Origin of the sequence: Streptomyces sp. NPDC059008 (genome assembly GCF_042749045.1) — a bacterium.
In the GTDB taxonomy this organism is placed as follows: domain Bacteria; phylum Actinomycetota; class Actinomycetes; order Streptomycetales; family Streptomycetaceae; genus Streptomyces.
Genome location: NZ_JBHYJC010000010.1, coordinates 102,034 through 123,051, shown reverse-complemented (window position 1 = coordinate 123,051; position 21,018 = coordinate 102,034). Strand labels below are relative to the sequence as shown.

Here is a 21,018-nt window from a genome sequence, read left to right as displayed (position 1 = left end):
CCTGGACCACAATGGTGCAGGTGACCGACCTCGACACCTTCTCCGCGCTGCTGGCCCCCGAGGGGCAGGCGCTGCTGGCCGAACTGCGCGACTTCGACCCGGCGGACGAGCTGGCGGCCGCGACCCGGCTGCGCCGCGACCACCCCGCCCCGCTGGTCTCCGCCGCGCTCGGCCAGGCCCGGCTGCGGCAGCGCGCGGCGGCCAAGTTCGGGGCGGACGCGTGGCTGATGTACTTCACGCCCAACGGCGTCGAGCAGTCCACCCGTACCGCGGTCGCCACCCACCGCGCCGCCCGGCTCGCCGCACTGGGCGTTCGTTCGCTGGCCGACCTGTGCTGCGGCATCGGCGGCGACGCGATCGCGCTGGCACGGGCCGGGATCCGCGTACTGGCCGTCGACCGCGACCCGCTGGCCTGTGCGGCGGCGCAGGCGAACGCCGAGGCGCTGGGGCTCGCGGCGCTGATCGAGGTACGCTGCGCGGAGGTGGCGGAGGTGGACACCGCCGGATACGACGCGGTGTTCGTGGACCCGGCGCGGCGCGGCAAGGTGCGCGGCGCCAGGATCTTCGATCCGGAGGCGTACTCGCCGCCGCTGTCCTGGGCCGTCGAGGCGGCCCGTACGGCCCCGTTCGCGGCGCTGAAGATCGCGCCGGGGGTGCCGCACGACGCGCTTCCCGAGGACGCCGAGACGGAGTGGATCTCCGACGGGGGCGAGGTGAAGGAGGCGGTGCTGTGGTTCGCCGCAGCCCCCGGCGGCGCCCCCGCTCCGACCCCCGGCGGCCGCCGCGCCACCCTGCTGCCGGCCGGCGACTCGCTGCTGGGCACCGGCCTGCCGGACCCCGAGGCGGGGCCGGTCGGGGACTGGCTCTACGAGCCGGACGGCGCGGTCATCCGCGCCCACCTCGTGGCCGATGTCGCCGCACAGGTCGGCGGGCGGCTGATCGACCCGACGATCGCGTACATCACCGCGGACCGGCTCGCGGCCACCCCGTACGCGACCGCCTATGCGATCACCGACGTACTGCCGTTCCACGTCAAGAAGCTCAGGGCGCTGCTGCGCGAGCGGGGGGTCGGCACCGCGGTGATCAAGAAGCGCGGCTCGGCGGTCGAGCCCGAGGAGCTGCGCCGGAAGCTGAAGCTGGGCGGCGGCGGCAACTCCTGCACGATCTTCCTCACCCGGGTCGCCGGCGCCCCCACCATGCTGCTGGGCCACCCCGCGGACGCGCCCGCGCGGGCACTCACGCCAGGTCGGTGAGGTCCTCGGCGTAGATCTGGGAGAGCGGCTGCGGGCCTACGTACTGCTGGCAGGTGCACTGGCCGGCTTCGTACTGGACCGGCTTGTGGTCGGCGTCCCAGGCCACCGCGACCTCCACCCGCTCATGGCACTTGCCCTTCTTGTCGTGCTTGGCGAGGTGGTGGGTGCAGCCGCACACCGGCTCCGGCGGCTTCTGGGCGGCCGCCAGCTCCTGACGTTCCTGACGCGCGGTCTCCAGGCGCTCCATCTTGCGCTCGTGGCGGGTGCGCATGGCCGTACGGGCGGTGTCGACGACCTTCGCGAAGCCGCCCGCCATGAAGAAGATGAAGACCCACCAGAACCAGTCCACAGCCTGCCGCCTCCCCACGCGCGCGCCCGGTGCCGCTCCAGGGTAAGACCTCGGGGCGGTCGCGGGTCCGGGGGGAGGCGCGGTTGTCACCGATCCTCAGAAGTTGCTCACGGGTAGAGGTTCTGCCGGCTCGTCTCGTGGACGTGATCATGGCTGTGGCTGTGGCTGTGACCGTGCTCGTCCTCGGCCGGCTGCCCCGGCACATGCGGTTCGGTGACCGGGAGCGAGGAGTCCGCGGACAGGTCCCAGTGCGAGGCCGCGCGCCCGCGCGCCACCATCTCCGCGCCCAGGGCCGCGACCATCGCGCCGTTGTCGGTGCACAGCTTGGGCCGCGGCACCCGCAGGGTGATGCCGGCGTCCTCGCAGCGGCGCTCGGCCATCGCCCGCAGCCGGGAGTTGGCCGCGACCCCGCCGCCGATCATCAGGTGGTCCACGCCGTTGTCCTTGCAGGCCCGTACGGCCTTACGGGTCAGGACGTCGACCACCGCCTCCTGGAAGGACGCCGAGACGTCCGCCACCGGCACCTCCTCACCGGCCGCCCGCTTGGCCTCGATCCAGCGGGCCACGGCCGTCTTCAGGCCGGAGAAGGAGAAGTCGTAGAGCGGGTCGCGGGGGCCGGTCAGACCGCGCGGGAAGCGGATCGCCTCGGGGTCGCCCTCGCGGGCGTAGCGGTCGATGACCGGACCGCCCGGGAAGCCGAGGTTCAGCACCCGCGCGACCTTGTCGAAGGCCTCGCCCGCCGCGTCGTCGATCGTCGAGCCCAGCGGCCGGACGTCGGAGGTGATGTCGGGGGCGAGCAGGAGCGAGGAGTGGCCGCCGGAGACCAGCAGGGCCATCGTCGGCTCCGGCAGCGGACCGTGTTCGAGCTGGTCGACGCAGATGTGCGAGGCGAGGTGGTTGACGCCGTAGAGCGGCTTGCCCAGCGCGTAGGCGTACGCCTTGGCGGCCGAGACGCCGACCAGCAGCGCACCGGCCAGGCCCGGTCCGGCGGTGACCGCGATGCCGTCCAGGTCGCTGGCCGCGACCCCGGCCTCCTTCAGCGCCCGCTGGATGGTGGGCACCATCGCCTCCAGGTGGGCCCGGGAGGCCACCTCCGGCACCACTCCGCCGAAGCGCGCGTGCTCGTCGACGCTGGAGGCGACCGCGTCGGCCAGCAGGGTGTGGCCGCGGACGATGCCGACACCGGTCTCGTCGCAGGAGGTCTCGATGCCGAGGACGAGCGGTCCGCCGCGTGAGTCAGCCATGATTCTCAAGTTCCTTGTACGGAGGGTGCTTCGGAGGAGGTCTGGGTGGTACGGCGCATCACGAGGGCGTCGACGTTGCCGGGCTGGTAGTAGCCGCGCCGGAAGCCGATCGGCTCGAAGCCGAAGCGCTCGTAGAGGCGCTGGGCGCGGAGGTTGTCGACCCGCACCTCCAGCAGCACCTCATGGCACTCGAAGTCGGTCGCGGCGCCGAGGAGTTCGGTCAGCAGCCGGGCGCCGAGGCCGGTGCCCCACTGGTCGCGGGCGGTGGCGATGGTCTGGACATCGCCGGTGCCGTCGATGGCGGCCAGCCCGGCGTAGCCCACGATCCGGGCCTCCCGTTCGGCGACGAGGTAGCGGCGGGTGGCGAAATCCCCGCGGGCGTGGGCCAGCTCCGACCAGAACATGCCGGCCGACCAGGCGTCCTCGGGGAAGAGCTCGCGCTCCAGCTCCAGCACCGGCGCTATGTCCCACCAGCGCATCTCGCGCAGCGCAGCAGGTTGAGGGGTGCCGCCGCGCAGTGGCGCCGTTGAGGGGCGGTGGTCGGGCGACGGTGATCGAGCGGCGCCGTCGTGCAGCGACGTCCTTGAGGGGCGGTGGTCGGGCGAGGGGCCGGCCGTCACTTCGGGGTGACCACCTTGTAGTTGGCGGGCACCTGGGCGTCCGGGCGGCGCAGGTACAGCGGCCGCGGCTCCAGCAGCTCCTGGCCCGCGGCCAGTCGCTCCGCGGCCAGCGCGGCCAGCGCCGCGGCGGACTGGTGCTCGGGCGCCTCGCGCCGCAGTCCGGTGAAGACGCCGTCGTAGAGCACCGCGCCCGCGCCCACGGCCGGGACGCCGGCCACCTGGTCGGCGATGTCGGCGGGGCGGTCGACGGCCGGTTCGGTCAGCCGGGTGCGGGCATCGGCGTAGCGCGCCCAGTAGACCTCCTTGCGGCGGGCGTCGGTGGCCACGACGAAGGGCTCGGTGAGTCCGGCGGCGTAGGCCAGGCCGTCCAGCGTGCACAGGCCGTGGACGGGCACGCCGAGCGCCGCCCCGAACGTGGCGGCGGTCACCAGGCCGACCCGCAGACCGGTGTAGGGCCCGGGGCCCACGCCGACCACGATGTCGCTGACCTCGTCGAGCTTGCGGCCGGCGGCGCCCAGCACCCGGTCGACGGCGGGCAGCAGCAGCTCGCCGTGCCGGCGCGCGTCCACATCGCGGGACTCGGCGAGGACGTCCGTGCCGTCATGGAGCGCGACGGTGACGGCGGGGGTGGCGGTGTCAAGAGCTAGCAGCAGCACGCCCTCAAGCCTACGGCTCGGCCGGCGGTGCCCCGTCCCCTGCTACCGTCGCCCCCGAAGCAGGGGAACGTACGGAAAGGTGGCACAGCGGTGCCCGCTAAGAGCAGCACGATCGTCACCGCGCTGACCGCGGCTGCCGTCGTCGTGGTCGGTTTCCTCGGCTACCAGGCCGCGGCGTCCGCTCCGGACACCCTCACCCCGGCCCGTAAGGACGGCCACAGCGCGTCCAAGGGGCACTCGGACCGGCCCGGCAAGAAGGACCGGACGCCGGCCCCGGTGCCGGTTCCCGCCGCCTCCGGCAAGGGCCAGCGGGTCGTCTACTCGCTGGGCGGCAAGCGGGTCTGGCTGGTCGACGCCAAGGACCGGGCGGTGCGGACGTTCACGGTCGCGCCGAGCACGGTGCACCCGCAGCCGGGGACGTACACGGTCGGCTCGCGGTCGGTGAGCGTCACGGGCTCGGACGGGATCGCGATCGAGCACGTGGTGCGGTTCACCACCGTCGAAGGCATCACCGTCGGTTTCAGCGCGGCCGTCGACGGCTCCCGGCCCGATCCGGGCTCGTCGAAGCGGACCGGTGGCATCCGTGAGTCGCGGGAGGACGGCAAGGCGATGTGGGACTTCGCGCTGCAGGGCACCAAGGTCGTCGTGGTCGCCTGACCGCGCGCGCTCGGTCCCGGCTCCTTCTTGGCCCTAACGGGCTACGCCGCGTCGCGCCGCCGGGTGGACGCGGGCTTCTCCTCACCCTCCGCCGGCCCGTCCGCGGGCCCCGCGGGCTTGCCCTTACGGGGTGCGCGGGCCTCCTCGGGGGCGTCTGGGGGCGTGGAGACGGCGCTGGCCGCGGCACACGCCGCCAGCAGCTCAGTCATCGTCGGCGTCTCGCGCGCATCGTGCTGGTGGGCGGACATGGACGCCTCCCGGGGCTCCTGGGACAAGCGACAGAAGCTAGGCTCGCTACTTAGGCTGACCTAACTGGGGTCTCCACCCATGTCACCACGCGCGCCACCAGCTGCGCAACATCTTACCGACGGCTTGTCGGAAACTACGGGACGAGCAGGCCGTCCAGCTCCGTGCCCGACCACCGGGAGCCGAGTCCGGTGACCGTCACCTGGCGCACGTCGTCCACCTCGTCCTCCGGGTGGGGCGCGTCCGCGCCCACCGCGCGGCCGATGACGACGTGCAGCCGGTCGTCGGACAGCTCCTCGACCTTGCCCTCGCCCCACTCCACGACCACCACCGACTCCGGCAGCGAGACGTCGAGGTCCAGGTCCTCCATCTCGTCCAGCCCGCCGCCGAGGCGGTAGGCGTCGACGTGCACCAGCGCGGGGCCGCCGGTCAGCGAGGGGTGCACACGGGCGATGACGAAGGTGGGCGAGGTCACGGCGCCGCGCACGCCCAGGCCCTCGCCCAGGCCGCGGGTCAGCGTGGTCTTGCCGGCGCCCAGCTCACCGGTGAGCAGCACCAGGTCGCCGGGGCGCAGCAGCGGGGCCAGCCTGCGTCCCAACTCCTGCATCTGGTCGGGGGACTTGACGGTTACATGGGCGATCGCGCCGGTGGAGCTCATGCCGCAAATGGTACGTCCCGCGCGGCACCCCGCACGGGCGCCGCCGTACGGCGGCGCTCCGCGCCCCTCGTCCTCAGGCCCGCGCGTGCCGTGAGCTGCGGGCCGTCGCGCTCGCCCGCTCCACCAGCGACACCAGATGCTCGTTGACCAGCTCGGGCCGCTCCAGCATCACCAGATGCCCGGCGCCCGGGACGCACACCAGCTCCGCGTCGGGCAGCATCTCGGCGATCGTCCGGCTGTGGTCGGCGGGGGTGATCAGGTCGTTCTCCCCGGCGAGCACCAGCGCGGGCACCGCGTCGTACGCCACCAGCGCCTCGGTCTTGTCATGCACCGCGAACGCCGGGAAGAACTCGGCGACCACATCGATCGGGGTCGCCTCGATCAGCCGCTCACCGAACCGCGCGATGCCCGGGTCCACCTGCTCGGGCGACCCGAACGAGTACCGCTTGATCAGCCCGGCGAACAGATCGGCGGTGGCCCGCCGCCCACGCTCGACGATCTCGTGCTGCCAGCCCAGCGCCCTGAGCACGCCCGGCGCGAGCCAGTGGAAGGCCTTCATGCCCATCGACGGCAGACCGTAGCTGACCTCGCTGAGCCGCCCCGCGGACGTGCCGATCAGGGCCACCCCGACCACCCGCTCCGCGACGAACTCGGGGAACTGGTCGGCCAGCGCCATCACCGTCATCCCGCCCATGGAGTGCCCGACCAGCACGATCGGCCCCTCGGGCACCGCGGCGTCCAGCACCGCCTTCAGGTCCCGGCCCAGCAGGTCGATGGTGACCTCTTCCGTGCCGTCGATCTGGCCGTGTCCGCGCGCCGAGCGTCCGTGGCTGCGCTGGTCCCAGTGCACGGTGCGCACCGTGCCGCGCAGCGCGGCGCGCTGGAAGTGCCAGGAGTCCTGGCTGAGGCAGTAGCCATGGCTGAAGACGACCGTGGGGGCCGCCGCCGAGCGCCGCCCCAGCGCCGCCGTCAGCCGCTTGCGCAGACCGCTCTGGGCCTCCTGCGCGGCGCGGGCCTCCTTGCCGCGGGCGGGCTTGACGGACCGGTCGTGCGGTGCGCCCCTGCCGTTCCTGGCGGCGCCCCTGCCCGGCCGCTCGTCCTTGTCCGGGCGGCCGGCCTCCGCGCCCGGCTCGTCGACCTCGTAGTACAGCTCGGTGCCGTCCTCGGCGATCGCCGCGCCCGGTGTGCCGCGCAGCGTGCCGTACGGGCCGGCGGCGTCCAGCGCGAGCCGGGCGCGGCGGCGCATACCGCGGCCGACCGTCATCCGCTCTATCGCCACACCGGCCGCGGCACCGGCCGCGACCACGCCGATCGCGGCGCCGGCGATGCCCGCGTGCCGGCCCGCCCTGGCCCAGTTGTTGGCTGCCTCGACCGCCACTTCGGCGGCCGTCTCGACCGCCTGCGCGGCGGCCTCCTTGCCCTCGGTCATGCGGTACCCCCCGTGAGCGCGCTGTCTCCCTCGGCTTCTTCGGCTTCTGCTGCTCCGTTCCCTATGCCGCTGTCCACATAGACGCGCGGCACCCGGGTTCCGATCCGTGTGACGATCTCATAGCCGATGGTTCCGGCCGCGCGGGCCCAGTCCTCGGCGGTCGGCTCGCCGCGGTCGCCGGGGCCGAAGAGCACGGCCCGATCGCCCGCCGCGGCGCTGTCGCCGCCCAGGTCGACCACGAACTGGTCCATCGCGATCCGCCCGGCGACCGTCCGCCACTTGCCGGCGACCAGCACCGGGCCGGTGCCGGAGGCGTGCCGCGGGACGCCGTCGGCGTAGCCGAGCGGGACCAGCGCGAGGGTGGTCTCCCCGGGCGTGGTGTACGCGTACCCGTACGACACGCCGTGGCCGCCCGGGACCTGCTTGACCGACGCCAGCGCGGCCTCCAGGGTCATCGCGGGCCGCAGCCCGAAGTCCCGTGAGGTGCCCACCTCCGGGCTGGGCGAGAGGCCGTAGACACCGATACCGGCGCGGACCAGGTCGAAGTGCGCCTCCGGCAGCGTCAGCGTGGCCGGGGTGTTGGCCAGATGCCGCACCTCGGGGCGCAGCCCGGCCGCCTCGGCGGTCTTCAACGCGTCGTGGAAGGCAGCGAGCTGGACGGCGATCGAGGGGTGGCCGGGCTCGTCGGCGCACGCGAAGTGCGACCAGACGCCGGTGACGGACACCGCGCCCTCGGCCTCGGCGGCGCGGGCCGCGGCGGTCAGCTCCGGCCAGTCGGCGGGCTGGCAGCCGTTGCGGCCCAGGCCCGTGTCGACCTTGAGCTGGACCCGGGCGGTGCGGCCGCAGGCGCGGGCCGCGGCGGTCACCTCGTGCAGCGCCCACAGCCCGCTCACCGAGACGTCGATGTCCAGCTCCACGGCCTTTCGCCAGGGGCCGCCCGGCGTCCACAGCCAGCACATCAGCCGTCCGGTGTCGCCGGCCGCGCGCAGCGCGAACGCCTCCTCGGGCAGCGCCGTGCCCAGCCAGTCCGCGCCGGCCTCACGGGCGGCGCGCCCACAGCGCACCGCTCCGTGTCCGTAGCCGTCGGACTTGACCACGGCCATCAGCTCTGCCCGGGGTGCGCATGCCCGCAGTGCCTGGACGTTCGACCGCACGGCGGCGAGGTCGACGACGGCACGGGCGCGCTTCGCTGTCTCGTTCATCCCCCTCAGTGTCGCAGGCGACGCCGCGGCACCCGGGGGGACCGGCGCGAAACCGCTCTCATCCGCTGGGCTTGCGCCCCCAGACGTGCACCACGTCGCCGTGCCGGAGGACTTCCCACAGCCGGCTCGCGTCGCGCCAGCCGAGGTTGATGCAGCCGTGCGAGCCGAGCCCCTGGTAGATGTCGTCGTAGACACCGTGCAGCGCCTCCCCGCGGTCGAAGAACTGCGCGAACGGCATCGGCGTGTGGTACAGGTTCGAGGTGTGGGCCCTTTTCCGTAGATAGATGCGGTACGTACCGGTACGGGTCTCGTTCGTCGGCTGGCCGGATCGGATCGCCACCGGCTCGAAGACCACCCGCCGGCCCTGCTGCACCCACAGCAGCTGGCGGTCCAGGTCGACGCACACGGTCCGCTCGCGGCGCTCGGGGCAGTGCCCGTCCCGGTTGGGGTCCTTCTTGGCCCGCATCAGCTGCAGCATGGCACCGGTCACCGGTCCCGCGAAGCCGCTCGCCGGCGTGATGCGGTGCGCCCGCTGGAAGCGCCGGATCGCCCGGCAGTCCGCGTCGCTCTGCAGCCCGTCCACCGCCCGCCGCAGATAGCGTTCGGCCTGCCGCTGGAAGGGCCCGGTGGATCCGCTGCAGCTCGCCGCTCGGGCACCCCGCTCCGTCTCGGACCGCGGTACGTCCTCCATGTGCAGCGGCTCCTCGACCGGCGCGTCCGGTGCCTGTGCCGCCCGCACCGGGTCGGGCGTGTGGTGCCGCGGGGCGTGCGCGGCACCGGGAAGCAGGCCGGACGCCGCGTGCGCGGCGGACGACGGCGCCACGGCCACCGCGGGTGATCCGGCCAGAGCGGGCAGCGAGGCGCAGGCCAGCAGCGCCACCAAGGTGCGTTTCATGCCTTCACGATGCCGCGCCCGGACCGCCGGACGGCCCGCGCGGCGCGAGGTTCGCCCTGGTGCCCGCGCCATTCCCCCCACAGGGCCTAACGCCGGCGCCGGGCGGCTGTCAGTCCGTCACATCCCGCCAGGCCGCGCCCAGATGGTCCGCGACCTCCGAGGACGAGATCGGCGCGCCGTCCGGCCCGGCGGCCCGGCGCGCCGCGAGGCCGTGCAGATACGCGCCGACCGACCCCGCGTCCTGTGCGGTGAGCCCCGCGGCCAGCAACGACCCGGTCAGCCCGGACAGCACGTCCCCGCTCCCGGCCGTGGCCAGCCAGCCGGTGCCCGTGGGGTTGACCCGTACCGGCCCGCCGGCCGCCGCGACCAGCGTCGTGGAGCCCTTGAGCAGCACCGTGGCGGCATAGCGCTCCGCCAGTTCGCGCACCGACCCCAGCCGTGCCGCCTCGATCTCCTCGCGGCCGCGGCCGAGCAGCGCCGCCGCCTCCCCGGCGTGCGGCGTCAGCAGTGTCTCGGCCGTGCGCCGCCGGATCCGCTGCGGCGTCAGCAGCCGCAGCCCGTCGGCGTCCACCAGCACCGGCACGTCCGACGCCAGCACGTCCTCCAGCGCCTGCGACTCGTCCCCGATGCCCGGCCCGATCACCCACGACTGCACCCGGCCGGCCTTGTCCGGCGGCCCGGCGTGCACCAGCGTCTCCGGGAACCGCGCCAGCACCGCGTCCCTGGCCGGGCCGACGTACCGCACCGCCCCGGCGCCACCGCGCAGCGCGCCGGCCACCGCCAGCACCGCGGCCCCCGGATAGCGCGCCGATCCGGCGACCACCCCCACCACGCCCCGCCGGTACTTGTCGCTCTCCGCCACCGGGCGCGGCAGCAGCTCCGCCACGTCCGCGTGCTGCAACGCCTCGACCTCGGCGTCCTCGGGCAGCGTGAGCCCGATGTCGACCAACCGCAGCGCCCCCGCCCGCTCCCGCGCCGGATCGATCAGCAGCCCCGGCTTGTACGCGCCGAACGTCACCGTCGCATCGGCCCGTACGGCCTCGCCGCTCACCTCACCGCTGTCCGCGTCCACCCCGCTGGGCAGATCGACCGCCAGGACCAGGGCCGACTCCCGTGCCGCCCGGGCGAGTTGCGCCGCCTCGGGGCGCAGCCCCCCGCGGCCGCCGATCCCCACGACGCCGTCGACGACCAGATCGGCCCAGGCGATGTCCCGCAGCGCATCGTCCGAGACCCGTCCCCCGGCCCGGCGCAGCGCGGCGAGCCCTCCCTGGTGCGCCCGTTCGGGCGTCAGCAGCACCGCGACCACCCCGGCCCCGCGCCGCGCCAGCCGGGCACCGGCGTACAGCGCGTCCCCGCCGTTGTCGCCGCTGCCCACCAGCAGCACCACCCGGCTGCCGTACACCCGCCCCAGCAAGTCCCCGCAGGCGACGGCCAGTCCGGCCGCCGCCCGCTGCATCAGGGCGCCTTCGGGCAATCGGGCCATCAGCTCCTGCTCGGCGGCCCGCACGGTCTGAACGCTGTAGGCAGTCCTCATGGCGCCAGTCTCACCCCTCGGCGATCACCACGGCGGAAGCAACCCCCGCGTCATGGCTGAGAGAGACGTGCCACGAGCGCACCCCCAGCGCCTGCGCGCGCGCCTCGACCGTGCCCCGCACCCGCAGCCGGGGCCGTCCGCTGTCCTCGACGTACACCTCGGCGTCGGTCCAGTGCAGCCCGGCCGGCGCGCCGAGGGCCTTGGCGACCGCCTCCTTGGCGGCGAACCGCGCCGCCAAGGAGGCGATCCCGCGCCGCCCACCGCTCGGCAGCAGCAGCTCCGAGTCGATGAACAGCCGGTGCGCCAGCTCCGGCGTACGGTCCAGCGCCGCCCCGAAGCGGTCGATCTCTGCGACGTCGATACCCACCCCGATGATCACTCCACCGTCACCGACTTGGCGAGGTTGCGCGGCTGGTCGACCTCGTTGCCGCGGGCGGTGGCCAGCTCGCAGGCGAAGACCTGCAGCGGGATCGTGGACACCAGCGGCTGCAGCAGCACCGGCGTACGCGGGATCCGCACGAGGTGGTCGGCGTACGGCACGACCGCCTCGTCCCCCTCCTCCGCGATCACGATCGTGCGCGCCCCGCGGGCCCGGATCTCCTGGATGTTCGACACGATCTTGTCGTGCAGCACCGACCGCCCACGCGGCGACGGCACCACGACGACGACCGGCAGATCGTCCTCGATCAGCGCGATCGGCCCGTGCTTGAGCTCCCCGGCCGCGAAGCCCTCCGCGTGCATGTACGCCAGCTCCTTGAGCTTCAGCGCGCCCTCCAGAGCCACCGGATAGCCCACGTGCCGGCCCAGGAAGAGCACCGTGTTCTTGTCGGCGAGGCCGCGCGCCAGCTCCCGTACCGGCTCCATCGTGGCGAGCACCTGCTCGACCTGGGTGCCGATGGCGGCCAGTTCGCGCACCACGTCGCGGATCTCGTCGCCCCACTTCGTGCCCCGCACCTGCGCCACGAACAGCGCCACCAGATAGCAGGCCACCAGCTGCGTCAGGAACGCCTTCGTCGACGCCACCGCGACCTCGGGCCCGGCGTGCGTGTAGAGCACCGCGTCCGACTCCCGCGGAATGGTCGACCCGTTGGTGTTGCAGATGGCCAGCACCTTCGCGCCCTGCTCGCGGGCGTGCCGCAGCGCCATCAGGGTGTCCATCGTCTCGCCGGACTGGCTGATCGCGATCACCAGCGTGTGCCGGTCCAGGATCGGGTCGCGATAGCGGAACTCACTGGCCAGCTCCGTCTCGCACGGGATCCGCGTCCAGTGCTCGATCGCGTACTTGGCGATCATCCCCGCGTGGTACGCCGTGCCGCACGCCACGATGACGACCTTGTCGACCTCGCGCAGCACCTCCGGCGGGATCCGCACCTCGTCCAGCGACAGCACGCCCGAGGCGTCGATCCGCCCCAGGAGGGTGTCCGCGACGGCCTTCGGCTGCTCGGCGATCTCCTTGAGCATGAAGTAGTCGTAGCCGCCCTTCTCGGCGGCCGACGCGTCCCAGTCGACGTGGTACTCGCGGACCTCCGCGGGCGCGCCGTCGAAGTCGGTGACCGTCACCGCGTCCCGGCGCAGCTCCACGACCTGGTCCTGCCCCAGCTCGACGGCCTCGCGGGTATGCGCGATGAACGCCGCGACGTCCGAGGCGAGGAACGCCTCACCGTCCCCGACGCCCACCACCAGCGGCGAGTTCCGCCGCGCCCCGACCACCACGTCGGGCTCGTCCGCGTGCACCGCGACCAGCGTGAACGCGCCCTCCAGCCGCCGGCACACCTGCCGCATCGCCTCCGCCAGCTCACCGCACGACGAGTAGGCCTCGGCCAGCAGATGGGCGACGACCTCGGTGTCCGTCTCGGACGCCAACTCGTGCCCGCGGTCGGTCAGTTCGGTGCGCAGCCCGGCGAAGTTCTCGATGATGCCGTTGTGCACGACCGAGACCCGCCCGGCGTTGTCCAGATGCGGATGCGCGTTCGCATCGGTGGGCCCGCCGTGGGTCGCCCACCGGGTGTGCCCGATCCCGGTCGACCCGGTCGGCAGCGGACGGTCCGCCAGTTCCTTCTCCAGGTTGGCGAGTTTGCCCGCCTTCTTCGCCGCGGCCAGCCCGCCATCGGCCAGCACGGCGACCCCGGCCGAGTCGTAACCGCGATACTCCAGCCGCTTCAACCCGGCCAGTACGACGTCAAGGGCGCTCTGCCCTCCCACATAACCCACGATTCCGCACATGGAGGCAGCCTACGACGCCCACCGATCAATAGCCGCGCTCTATCCGGTGCTGCGCCTCGCGCACCGTCTCCAGGAACTCCTCGTCGGCCTCCGTGTCCGCGCCCGGGCCGCTGGGCGGCTCGTAGCGTTCCAGGAAGTCGCAGAGGTCCTCGCCCAGGTCCTCGTCCGGGAGGTCCTCGGCCAACTCGGCGAACACCCGCGCGGCGAAGCCGTCCGAGGCGGGGTCCGCCCCCGCGTCGCCGGCCGTCTGTGTGTTCCTCCCCCAGGTCCGCTGTCCCAGCAGACCGGCCTTACGCGCTCGCACCTGCACCCCCTGTCTCGTCCGCGGCCCGCGAGCCGGGCCGCGCCCCGGTGCCGACCGTACCGGGCAAAATCCCTCGGGTACAGACACGCAGGTAGCGAAGCACCCAAGCCCGCCCCGACTGCCACAAGCCCGCCCCGACGCCCCGGCCGGCCACCCCGAGATGAACGGCGTGTGTCGGCTGCGCACAATGGGCGCGTGCCCCTGACGACCGATCCGCAGCAACGACGCCGCGCCGACAGCTCGCCGTACGTCGATCTGACGCGCGCGCAGTGGAGCGCCCTGAGGGAGAAGACCCCCCTGCCCCTGACGGCCGACGAGGTCGAACGGCTGCGGGGGCTGGGCGACGTCATCGACCTCGACGAGGTGCGCGACGTCTACCTCCCGCTCTCCCGCCTGCTCAACCTCTACGTCGGCGCGACGAGCAATCTGCGCGGCGCGCTGAACACCTTCCTGGGCGACGCGGGGGGCGGCCAGGGCGCGCAGCCCGGCACCCCGTTCGTCATAGGAGTGGCCGGCAGCGTCGCCGTCGGCAAGTCCACCACCGCCCGGCTCCTGCAGGCGCTGCTGGCCCGCTGGCCCGAGCATCCGCGTGTCGAGCTGGTCACCACCGACGGGTTCCTCTTCCCCAACGCCGAGCTGCACCGGCGCGGTCTGATGTCCCGTAAGGGATTCCCCGAGTCCTACGACCGCCGCGCCCTGACCCGCTTCGTGGCGGATGTGAAGTCCGGCAAGGCCGAGGTCAGCGCCCCGGTCTACTCCCATCTGATCTACGACATCGTGCCCGGCGAGCGGCTGACCGTGCACCGCCCCGACATCCTCATCGTCGAGGGCCTGAACGTCCTGCAGCCGGCGCTGCCCGGCAAGGACGGCCGCACCCGCCTCGGCCTCGCCGACTTCTTCGACTTCTCCGTCTACGTCGACGCCCGCACCGAGGACATCGAGCAGTGGTACCTCGGCCGCTTCCGCAAGCTGCGCGCGACCGCCTTCCAGAACCCGTTCTCGTACTTCCGCAAGTACACCCAGGTCTCCGAGGAGGAGGCCCTCGACTACGCCCGCATGATGTGGCGCACCATCAACAAGCCCAACCTGCTGCAGAACGTCGCCCCGACGCGCGGCCGGGCGAACCTGGTGCTGCGCAAGGGGCCCGACCACAAGGTGCAGCGGCTGTCGCTGCGCAAGCTCTAGGGAGTGCGAACGCCGTGCTGCATCTGCGCCTGATCGTCCCGGCCGACCGTACGGACGAGGTGCTGCACCTGCTGGACACGACCGTCGGCACCACCCATCTGGTGGTGCTGAACGGCGCCGCCCGCGATCCCCAGGGCGATGTGGTGCTGTGCGACGTCGCCCGGGAGGCCGGGGACGGCCTGCTGGCCGAGCTGCGGGCGATGGAGCTGGACCGGACCGGTTCGATCGCGATCGAGAACATCGACCTCTCGCTGTCGCTGCGCGCGGACCGGGCGGAGGACGAGGCGCCCGGCGAGGGCGCCGACGCCGTGCTGTGGGAGTCGCTGACCGACGCCACCCACGAGGAGTCCACCCTCTCGGCCACCTACCTGGCGTTCCTGACGGTCGCCACGATGATCGCGGCCTGCGGTGTGGTCCTCGACAACGCCATCCTGATCGTCGGCGCGATGGCCGTGGGCCCGGAGTTCGGTCCGCTGGCCGGCCTCTGCACCGCGCTCGTCCAGCGGGCGCCTCGGCTGGCGTGGCGCTCGGCGCAGGCACTGCTCGTCGGGTTCGCCGTGGCCATGGTGGTGACCGTCGGCTTCAGCCTCTTCATGGACGCGGTCGGACTCTTCGACGTCGGGGCGCTGGAGGCCGAGCGGCCGAACACCAACTTCATCTACCGGCCCGACTGGTTCTCCTTCGTCGTCGCCGTCCTCGCCGGCATCGCCGGAGTGCTCTCGCTGACGTCCGCCAAGTCAGGCGCCCTGGTCGGCGTGGCGATCTCCGTGACCACCGTCCCGGCCGCCGCCAACGCCGCGGTCGCCCTCGGCTACCAGGAGTACGGCCAGGCCTGGCACTCCATGGAGCAGCTGCTGCTGAACCTGGCGGGCATCATCGTCGCCGGCTCACTGACCCTGACCGCCCAAAAGCTCCTGTGGGCCCGGCACGAGACGGGCGCGGCCCGTCGTCGGCCTCGCTAGCGAGGTCGGCGACGGGCCGCGCCCGGGCGTGTCCCAGGGCGTGTCCGATGGGTCGGGCCCTAGGGCCTGTCCGATGGGTCAGGGTCGGAAAGGCCGCGGCGTCTGGTGCGGTGCATCGCAAGGCGCCGGAGGGTCCCGATAGCGGAGCTCTCGGGACGCTCCGGCAACGCCGCGAGGTGCCGTGCCAGACGCCGCGGACCCGGCCATGACCCATCGGACAGGCCCTAGCCCAGCGCGGACTTCACCGCGTCGGCCAGCCGCTCCGCCACGGCCCGTGCCTGCTCGATGTCGGCCGCCTCCACCATGACGCGGACCAGCGGCTCCGTACCGGACGGCCGCAGCAGCACCCGGCCGGTGGCCCCCAGCTCCCGCTCCGCCTCGGCGACCGCCGCCGCCAGCTCGGGCGAGCTGGCCACCCGCGACTTGTCGACGTCGGGCACGTTGATGAGGATCTGCGGCAGCCGCTCCATGACGCCCGCCAGCTCCCCCAGCGAACGGCCGGTGGCGGCGACCCGGGCCGCCAGCATCAGACCGGTCAGCGTGCCGTCCCCGGTGGTGGCGTGGTCGAGCACGATGACGTGCCCGGACTGCTCGCCGCCCAGCGCGAAGCCGTGCGCCTTCATCTCCTCCAGGACGTACCGGTCGCCGACCGCGGTCTGGACGAAGTCGATGCCCTCGCGCTCCATGGCCAGCTTGAAGCCCAGGTTGGACATGACGGTGGCGACGACGGTGTTCTTGCGCAGCGTCCCGGCCTCGCGCATGCCCAGCGCGAGGACGGACAGGATCTGGTCGCCGTCGATCTCGTTGCCCTCGCGGTCCACGGCCAGGCAGCGGTCCGCGTCGCCGTCGTGGGCGACGCCCAGGTCGGCGCCGTGCTCGACGACGGCCGCACGCAGCAGCCCGAGGTGGGTGGAGCCGCAGCCGTCGTTGATGTTCAGTCCGTCGGGCTCGGTGCCGAGGGTGACGACCTCGGCACCGGCGCGGGCGAACGCCTCGGGCGAGACCCGGGCCGCCGCACCGTGCGCGCCGTCGATGACGATCTTCAGCCCGTCCAGGCGGTTGGGCAGCACGCCGACCAGGTGCGCGACGTAGTTGTCGAAGCCCTCGTCGTAGACGGTGACCCGGCCGACGCCCGCGCCGGTCGGCCGCTCCCACGGCTCGCCGGAGCTGTGCGCGCGGTAGGTCTGCTCGATCCGGTCCTCCAGCTCGTCGGCGAGCTTGTGGCCGCCGCGGGCGAAGAACTTGATGCCGTTGTCGGGCATCGGGTTGTGGCTCGCGGAGAGCATCACGCCGAGGTCCGCGCCCAGCGCCCCGGTCAGATACGCGACCGCCGGGGTCGGCAGGACCCCCACCCGCAGCACGTCCACACCGGCGCTGGCCAGCCCGGCGACCACCGCCGCCTCCAGGAACTCCCCCGACGCTCGCGGATCGCGTCCGACCACCGCCACCGGCCGGTGCCCTTCAAACGTGCCCGCTTCGGCGAGTACATGCGCCGCGGCGACCGACAGGCCGAGCGCCAGCTCCGCCGTCAGGTCCGCGTTCGCGACGCCGCGCACACCGTCCGTGCCGAAGAGTCGTCCCACTGGTGTCCTCCGAGTTGTCGAGCTTGGACCAGAGCTTTACGTCCAGGTATACGCCCCTGGCTTCAGATATACGCTCCGGGTCCCGGATAGCCGAACGCCCCGGCAGCACGGAGGTGCCACCGGGGCGTTCACAAGAGCTGCGTAGTGCAGCGAGCGGATTAGCGCTTGCTGTACTGCGGCGCCTTACGGGCCTTCTTCAGACCGGCCTTCTTGCGCTCGACCGCACGGTCGTCACGCTTGAGGAATCCGGCCTTCTTCAGCGCGGGGCGGTTGTTGTCGACGTCCGCCTCGTTCAGCGCACGGGCCACGCCCAGGCGCAGCGCACCGGCCTGGCCGGAGATGCCGCCGCCGGAGATGCGGGCGATCACGTCGTAGCGGTTGTCGAGCTCGAGCACCTTGAAGGGCTCGTTGACTTCCTGCTGGTGCACCTTGTTCGGGAAGTAGCCCTCGAGGGTGCGGCCGTTGATCTTCCACTGGCCGGTGCCCGGGACGATCCGGACGCGGGCGATGGCGTTCTTGCGACGGCCCAGGCCGGCGGCCGGCTGCGGGTCGCCGAAGCGGGACGCGAGGGACTCGGAGGTGTACTCCGACTCCACGACCTCGGTCTCGGTGGTGTATTCCTCGACGGCGTCTTCGTTCTCGATGACGGTCTCGGGAGTGGTCTCGGCCACGATGCTCCTCAGATTCTCTGTCGTCTTAGGGGGTGGCCGGACTTACTGCGCGACCTGGGTGATCTCGAACGGGACCGGCTGCTGCGCAGCGTGCGGGTGCTCGGCGCCCGCGTAGACCTTCAGCTTCGAGAGCATCTGACGGCCGAGGGTGTTCTTGGGGAGCATGCCCTTGATGGCCTTCTCGACGGCCTTCTCGGGGTTCTTGTCGAGAAGCTCGTCGTAGCGGACGGAGCGCAGACCACCCGGGAAGCCGGAGTGGCGGTAGGCCATCTTCTGCGACCGCTTGTTGCCGGACAGGTGCACCTTGTCGGCGTTGATGATGATGACGAAGTCACCCATGTCAACGTGAGGGGCGTACACCGGCTTGTGCTTGCCCCGCAGGAGGGACGCGGCCTGGCTGGCCAGACGGCCCAGGACAACGTCCTGCGCGTCAATGATGTGCCACTGGCGCTGGACATCGCCGGGCTTGGGGCTGAACGTACGCACGTCTTAGCCTTCGCTTCTTTGGTGAATGGGTCCTGTACTGGCCCCGTGGTCGATCACACAGCAGGGCGGCACTACGGGTGACGCAACCCGATCGTCCGCCGCTGGTCATCGGCCCGATGGACCGGCGTAAGGGCCCCTCACGTGAGATAGAGCAAGCCAATACGCATAACGAACCAGCAGAATACCGGGCCGTCCCCGGCGGGGTCAAAACGCCCCCCGCACGGGCACCGGGTGCGCGGGGCGGCCCCCCTTCGCCCCGCCGCGCCCGGCCGTCCTACCGCCGCCGCCCTACCGCTTCCGCTCCACACGTCGCTCGTCCCACACCGGCTCCGCCGACTCCCGCACCACCCCGTCCGCCCCGAACACCAGGAACCGGTCGAAGGACCGCGCGAACCACCGGTCGTGCGTCACCGCCACCACCGTCCCCTCGTACGCCTCCAGCCCCTCCTGCAGCGCCTCCGCCGACTCCAGGTCCAGGTTGTCGGTCGGCTCGTCCAGGAGCAGCGCCGTCGTGCCGGAGAGCTCCAGCAGCAGGATCTGGAAGCGGGCCTGCTGGCCGCCGGAGAGCCGCTCGAAGCGCTGCTCGGCCTGCTTCTCCAGCTCGTAGCGGCGCAGCGCGGACATCGCCTGGCCCTTGTCCTTGGCGTGCTCGGTCCACAGGATGTCCAGCAGCGGGCGGCCCATCAGCTCGGGGTGGGCGTGCGTCTGCGCGAAGTGACCGGGGACCACGCGGGCGCCCAGCTTCCAGGTGCCGGTGTGCGCGACGGGCCGCTCGGCGTCCTGGGCCAGCAGCCGCAGGAAGTGCGACTTGCCGGAGCCGTTGGAACCCAGGACCGCGACCCGCTCGCCGTAGAAGATCTCCAGCGAGAACGGCTTCATCAGCCCCGTCAGCTCCAGGTCCTCGCAGGTCACCGCCCGTACGCCGGTGCGCCCGCCGCGCAGCCGCATGGTGATGTCCTGCTCGCGCGGCGGCTCCGGCGGCGGACCGGCCTCCTCGAACTTCCGCAGCCGGGTCTGCGCCGCCGCGTAGCGCGAGGCCATCTCATGGCTGACCGAGGCCGCCTGCCGCAGCGAGACCACCAGCTTCTTGAGCTGGGCGTGCTTCTCGTCCCAGCGCCGGCGCAGCTCCTCGAAACGGGCGAAACGCTCCTTGCGGGCCTGGTGATAGGTACCGAAGCCGCCGCCGTGCACCCACACGTCGGAGCCCGCGGGGCCCGGCTCGACGCTGATGATCTTCTCCGCGGCGCGCGCCAGCAGCTCCCGGTCGTGGGAGACGAACAGCACCGTCTTACGGGTCGTGCGCAGCTGCTCCTCCAGCCACCGCTTGCCCGGCACGTCCAGATAGTTGTCCGGCTCGTCCAGCAGCAGCACCTCGTCCGTGCCGCGCAGCAGCGACTCCAGCACCAGCCGCTTCTGCTCGCCTCCGGACAGCGTGCGCACCTGCCGCCACTGGGCCTTCTCGTACGGCATGCCCAGCGCCGCCGTCGTGCACATGTCCCAGACCGTCTCGGCCTCGTAGCCCCGCGCCTCGGCCCAGTCGCTGAGCGCCTGCGCGTACGCCATCTGCGCGTCCTCGTCATCGGCGGTCATGATCGCCGTCTCGGCGGCGTCCACCGCCGCGGCGGCCTGCCGTATCCGCGGCTGCGCCACGGAGACCAGCAGGTCACGCACCGTACGGTCGTCGCGCACGGACCCCACGAACTGCGGCATCACCCCGAGCCCGCCGCTGACCGTCACCGATCCGCCGTGCGGCGCCAGCTCGCCCGCGATCAGCCGCAGCAGCGTCGTCTTGCCGGCGCCGTTGGCCCCCACCAGCGCCACCGACGCGCCCTCCCCCACGCGGAAGGACACGTCCCCCAGCAGGACCCTCCCGTCCGGCAGGTAGTACTCCAGATGGCCGGCCTCAAGATGTCCCATGAGCGGGATTGTGACCGGCCTCCACCCGTTCCACCAACCCCATTAGGATGCGCGGCATGAGTTTCGGGCAAGGCGGGCCCTTCGACGGCCCCGGGGGATCATCGTCCACTCCTGACTGGGGCGCACTCGCCGAGGAGAGTGAGGCCCGCGCCCGCCGCAAGCGCTGGCTGTGGATCGGCGGCGGCGTGCTGGCGGTCCTCGCGGTGGCCGGCATCGTCACCGGCGCCGTCCTGGCCGGCGGCGGCGACGCGCCGGGCGGCGGCGCGTCGGCGACACCCGCCGCGTCCGACCAGGCGGAACCGGACGACAAGCCGTCCTTCCCCGACGTGTCGGTGCCGCCCCCGCCCAACCCGCAGGACTACATCTCCGACCCCAAGAAGGACACCGCGCCGCTCACGCCGGCCTCCCTCTTCGGGCAGAAGACCATGGTCATCGGCGAGCACAGCTACCCGCGCACCAACACCGCCACCACCAAGGACTGCACCGCCGCCGCCCAGGGCGCGCTGGTCTCCTCGCTCCACCACAACGGCTGCCGGCAGCTGGTGCGCGCCACGTACTCCAAGGGCGGCGTCGCGGTCACCGTCGGCGTCGCGGTCTTCGACTCGCCCGCCAAGGCCACCAAGGTCATGAACGAGGCCAGGACCAACCTGATGCCGCTGCCCGGCGGCGGCGTCCCCTCGGACTTCTGCCAGGGCCACAAGTGCCGGATGGCGACCAACGCCACCGGCCGCTACGCCTACTTCATCATCGCCGGCTACCTCAACGGCAAGGACGTCGTCGCGTCCGAGACCAAGGCCCAGCAGATCGCCCGGGACGGCGGCTCCTACGCCTTCACCCGGATCACCCAGCGCGGCAAGGACCAGGCCGCGAAGGCGGCCGAGCAGCAGCTCAAGGACGCCCAGAAGAAGGCCGGCCAGTCCTGACGCCCCCGGTGGCGCCGCCCC

Annotated in this window: 22 protein-coding genes; 5 read left to right on the top strand and 17 right to left on the bottom strand. The window is 72.9% G+C overall.

Annotation, left to right across the window (positions count from 1 at the left end; translation table 11 throughout):
* Positions 1 to 11 precede the first annotated feature (11 nt).
* Positions 12 to 1,253: a methyltransferase domain-containing protein gene (locus ACFWZH_RS15480; protein WP_384429996.1), complete on the top strand. Its 1,242-nt coding sequence runs from the start codon at positions 12 to 14 to the stop codon at positions 1,251 to 1,253.
* Here the strand turns inward: ACFWZH_RS15480 and ACFWZH_RS15475 are convergent.
* The 4 genes from ACFWZH_RS15475 to tsaB all read right to left on the bottom strand — a co-directional run bounded on the left by ACFWZH_RS15475 (position 1,237) and on the right by tsaB (position 4,122).
* Positions 1,237 to 1,602: a hypothetical protein gene (locus tag ACFWZH_RS15475; protein WP_384429993.1), complete on the bottom strand. Its 366-nt coding sequence runs from the start codon at positions 1,600 to 1,602 to the stop codon at positions 1,237 to 1,239. The two genes, ACFWZH_RS15480 and ACFWZH_RS15475, sit on opposite strands and share 17 nt — an antisense overlap.
* 107 nt (positions 1,603 to 1,709) lie before the next feature.
* Positions 1,710 to 2,846 carry a tRNA (adenosine(37)-N6)-threonylcarbamoyltransferase complex transferase subunit TsaD gene (tsaD, locus tag ACFWZH_RS15470; RefSeq protein ID WP_384429990.1) on the bottom strand — a complete coding sequence of 379 codons (1,137 nt, stop codon included), beginning with the start codon at positions 2,844 to 2,846 and terminating at the stop codon, positions 1,710 to 1,712.
* Positions 2,847 to 2,851: 5 nt separating this feature from the next.
* Positions 2,852 to 3,325, bottom strand: coding sequence for a ribosomal protein S18-alanine N-acetyltransferase (gene rimI, locus ACFWZH_RS15465; RefSeq protein ID WP_384430229.1), 474 nt, complete (start codon positions 3,323 to 3,325; stop codon positions 2,852 to 2,854).
* 137 nt (positions 3,326 to 3,462) lie between these two features.
* Complete coding sequence (gene tsaB / locus ACFWZH_RS15460; RefSeq protein ID WP_384429988.1) at positions 3,463 to 4,122, bottom strand: tRNA (adenosine(37)-N6)-threonylcarbamoyltransferase complex dimerization subunit type 1 TsaB; 660 nt, start codon at positions 4,120 to 4,122, stop codon at positions 3,463 to 3,465.
* Between the two features lie 90 nt (positions 4,123 to 4,212).
* On the opposite strand from tsaB, the gene ACFWZH_RS15455 reads away from it, so the two are divergent.
* Positions 4,213 to 4,779: a hypothetical protein gene (locus ACFWZH_RS15455; protein WP_384429985.1), complete on the top strand. Its 567-nt coding sequence runs from the start codon at positions 4,213 to 4,215 to the stop codon at positions 4,777 to 4,779.
* Positions 4,780 to 4,820: 41 nt separating this feature from the next.
* Here the strand turns inward: ACFWZH_RS15455 and ACFWZH_RS15450 are convergent, their stop codons facing one another.
* The 9 genes from ACFWZH_RS15450 to ACFWZH_RS15410 form a co-directional block, all read right to left on the bottom strand.
* The gene (locus ACFWZH_RS15450) at positions 4,821 to 5,054 is read right to left on the bottom strand and encodes a hypothetical protein (RefSeq protein WP_384429982.1); all 234 of its coding nucleotides are present in this window, start codon (positions 5,052 to 5,054) and stop codon (positions 4,821 to 4,823) included.
* Positions 5,055 to 5,161: 107 nt separating this feature from the next.
* Positions 5,162 to 5,683: a tRNA (adenosine(37)-N6)-threonylcarbamoyltransferase complex ATPase subunit type 1 TsaE gene (gene tsaE, locus ACFWZH_RS15445; protein ID WP_384429978.1), complete on the bottom strand. Its 522-nt coding sequence runs from the start codon at positions 5,681 to 5,683 to the stop codon at positions 5,162 to 5,164.
* A 73-nt stretch (positions 5,684 to 5,756) separates the two neighbouring features.
* On the bottom strand, positions 5,757 to 7,112 hold the full coding sequence (locus ACFWZH_RS15440; RefSeq protein ID WP_384429975.1) for an alpha/beta fold hydrolase: 1,356 nt from the start codon (positions 7,110 to 7,112) through the stop codon (positions 5,757 to 5,759).
* Positions 7,109 to 8,314: an alanine racemase gene (alr, locus tag ACFWZH_RS15435; RefSeq protein ID WP_384429972.1), complete on the bottom strand. Its 1,206-nt coding sequence runs from the start codon at positions 8,312 to 8,314 to the stop codon at positions 7,109 to 7,111. The genes ACFWZH_RS15440 and alr overlap by 4 nt, the downstream gene beginning before the upstream one ends.
* Positions 8,315 to 8,372: 58 nt before the next feature.
* Positions 8,373 to 9,209: a L,D-transpeptidase family protein gene (locus tag ACFWZH_RS15430; protein WP_384429969.1), complete on the bottom strand. Its 837-nt coding sequence runs from the start codon at positions 9,207 to 9,209 to the stop codon at positions 8,373 to 8,375.
* Positions 9,210 to 9,318: 109 nt separating this feature from the next.
* Positions 9,319 to 10,743 carry an NAD(P)H-hydrate dehydratase gene (locus ACFWZH_RS15425; protein ID WP_384429966.1) on the bottom strand — a complete coding sequence of 475 codons (1,425 nt, stop codon included), beginning with the start codon at positions 10,741 to 10,743 and terminating at the stop codon, positions 9,319 to 9,321.
* Between the two features lie 10 nt (positions 10,744 to 10,753).
* A complete protein-coding gene (locus tag ACFWZH_RS15420; RefSeq protein ID WP_384429963.1) occupies positions 10,754 to 11,122 on the bottom strand; it encodes a holo-ACP synthase in 369 nt (122 codons plus the stop codon).
* Entirely contained in the window at positions 11,119 to 12,966 is a 1,848-nt protein-coding gene (glmS, locus tag ACFWZH_RS15415) for a glutamine--fructose-6-phosphate transaminase (isomerizing) (RefSeq protein ID WP_384429960.1), read from the bottom strand. Before glmS ends, ACFWZH_RS15420 begins: the two co-directional genes overlap by 4 nt.
* 25 nt (positions 12,967 to 12,991) lie before the next feature.
* Positions 12,992 to 13,270 (bottom strand): hypothetical protein, encoded by a 279-nt coding sequence (locus tag ACFWZH_RS15410; RefSeq protein ID WP_384429958.1) that lies wholly within the window; start codon positions 13,268 to 13,270, stop codon positions 12,992 to 12,994.
* Positions 13,271 to 13,465: 195 nt separating this feature from the next.
* Between ACFWZH_RS15410 and coaA the strand changes: the two genes are divergently transcribed.
* Together coaA and ACFWZH_RS15400 are read left to right on the top strand one after the other, a co-directional pair.
* The gene (coaA, locus tag ACFWZH_RS15405; protein WP_384429955.1) at positions 13,466 to 14,455 is read left to right on the top strand and encodes a type I pantothenate kinase; all 990 of its coding nucleotides are present in this window, start codon (positions 13,466 to 13,468) and stop codon (positions 14,453 to 14,455) included.
* A 14-nt stretch (positions 14,456 to 14,469) separates the two neighbouring features.
* A complete protein-coding gene (locus tag ACFWZH_RS15400) occupies positions 14,470 to 15,417 on the top strand; it encodes a DUF389 domain-containing protein (protein ID WP_384429953.1) in 948 nt (315 codons plus the stop codon).
* Positions 15,418 to 15,641: 224 nt separating this feature from the next.
* On the opposite strand, the gene glmM is transcribed toward ACFWZH_RS15400, so the two are convergent.
* From glmM to ACFWZH_RS15380, 4 genes are all read right to left on the bottom strand, one after another.
* On the bottom strand, positions 15,642 to 17,000 hold the full coding sequence (gene glmM / locus ACFWZH_RS15395; RefSeq protein ID WP_384429950.1) for a phosphoglucosamine mutase: 1,359 nt from the start codon (positions 16,998 to 17,000) through the stop codon (positions 15,642 to 15,644).
* A 158-nt stretch (positions 17,001 to 17,158) separates the two neighbouring features.
* The gene (rpsI, locus tag ACFWZH_RS15390) at positions 17,159 to 17,671 is read right to left on the bottom strand and encodes a 30S ribosomal protein S9 (RefSeq protein ID WP_384429947.1); all 513 of its coding nucleotides are present in this window, start codon (positions 17,669 to 17,671) and stop codon (positions 17,159 to 17,161) included.
* 42 nt (positions 17,672 to 17,713) lie between these two features.
* Entirely contained in the window at positions 17,714 to 18,157 is a 444-nt protein-coding gene (gene rplM, locus ACFWZH_RS15385; RefSeq protein WP_384429944.1) for a 50S ribosomal protein L13, read from the bottom strand.
* A 288-nt stretch (positions 18,158 to 18,445) separates the two neighbouring features.
* Positions 18,446 to 20,074 (bottom strand): ABC-F family ATP-binding cassette domain-containing protein, encoded by a 1,629-nt coding sequence (locus tag ACFWZH_RS15380; protein WP_384429941.1) that lies wholly within the window; start codon positions 20,072 to 20,074, stop codon positions 18,446 to 18,448.
* A 56-nt stretch (positions 20,075 to 20,130) separates the two neighbouring features.
* Between ACFWZH_RS15380 and ACFWZH_RS15375 the strand changes: the two genes are divergently transcribed.
* Positions 20,131 to 20,997 (top strand): hypothetical protein, encoded by an 867-nt coding sequence (locus tag ACFWZH_RS15375; RefSeq protein WP_384429938.1) that lies wholly within the window; start codon positions 20,131 to 20,133, stop codon positions 20,995 to 20,997.
* Positions 20,998 to 21,018 lie beyond the last annotated feature (21 nt).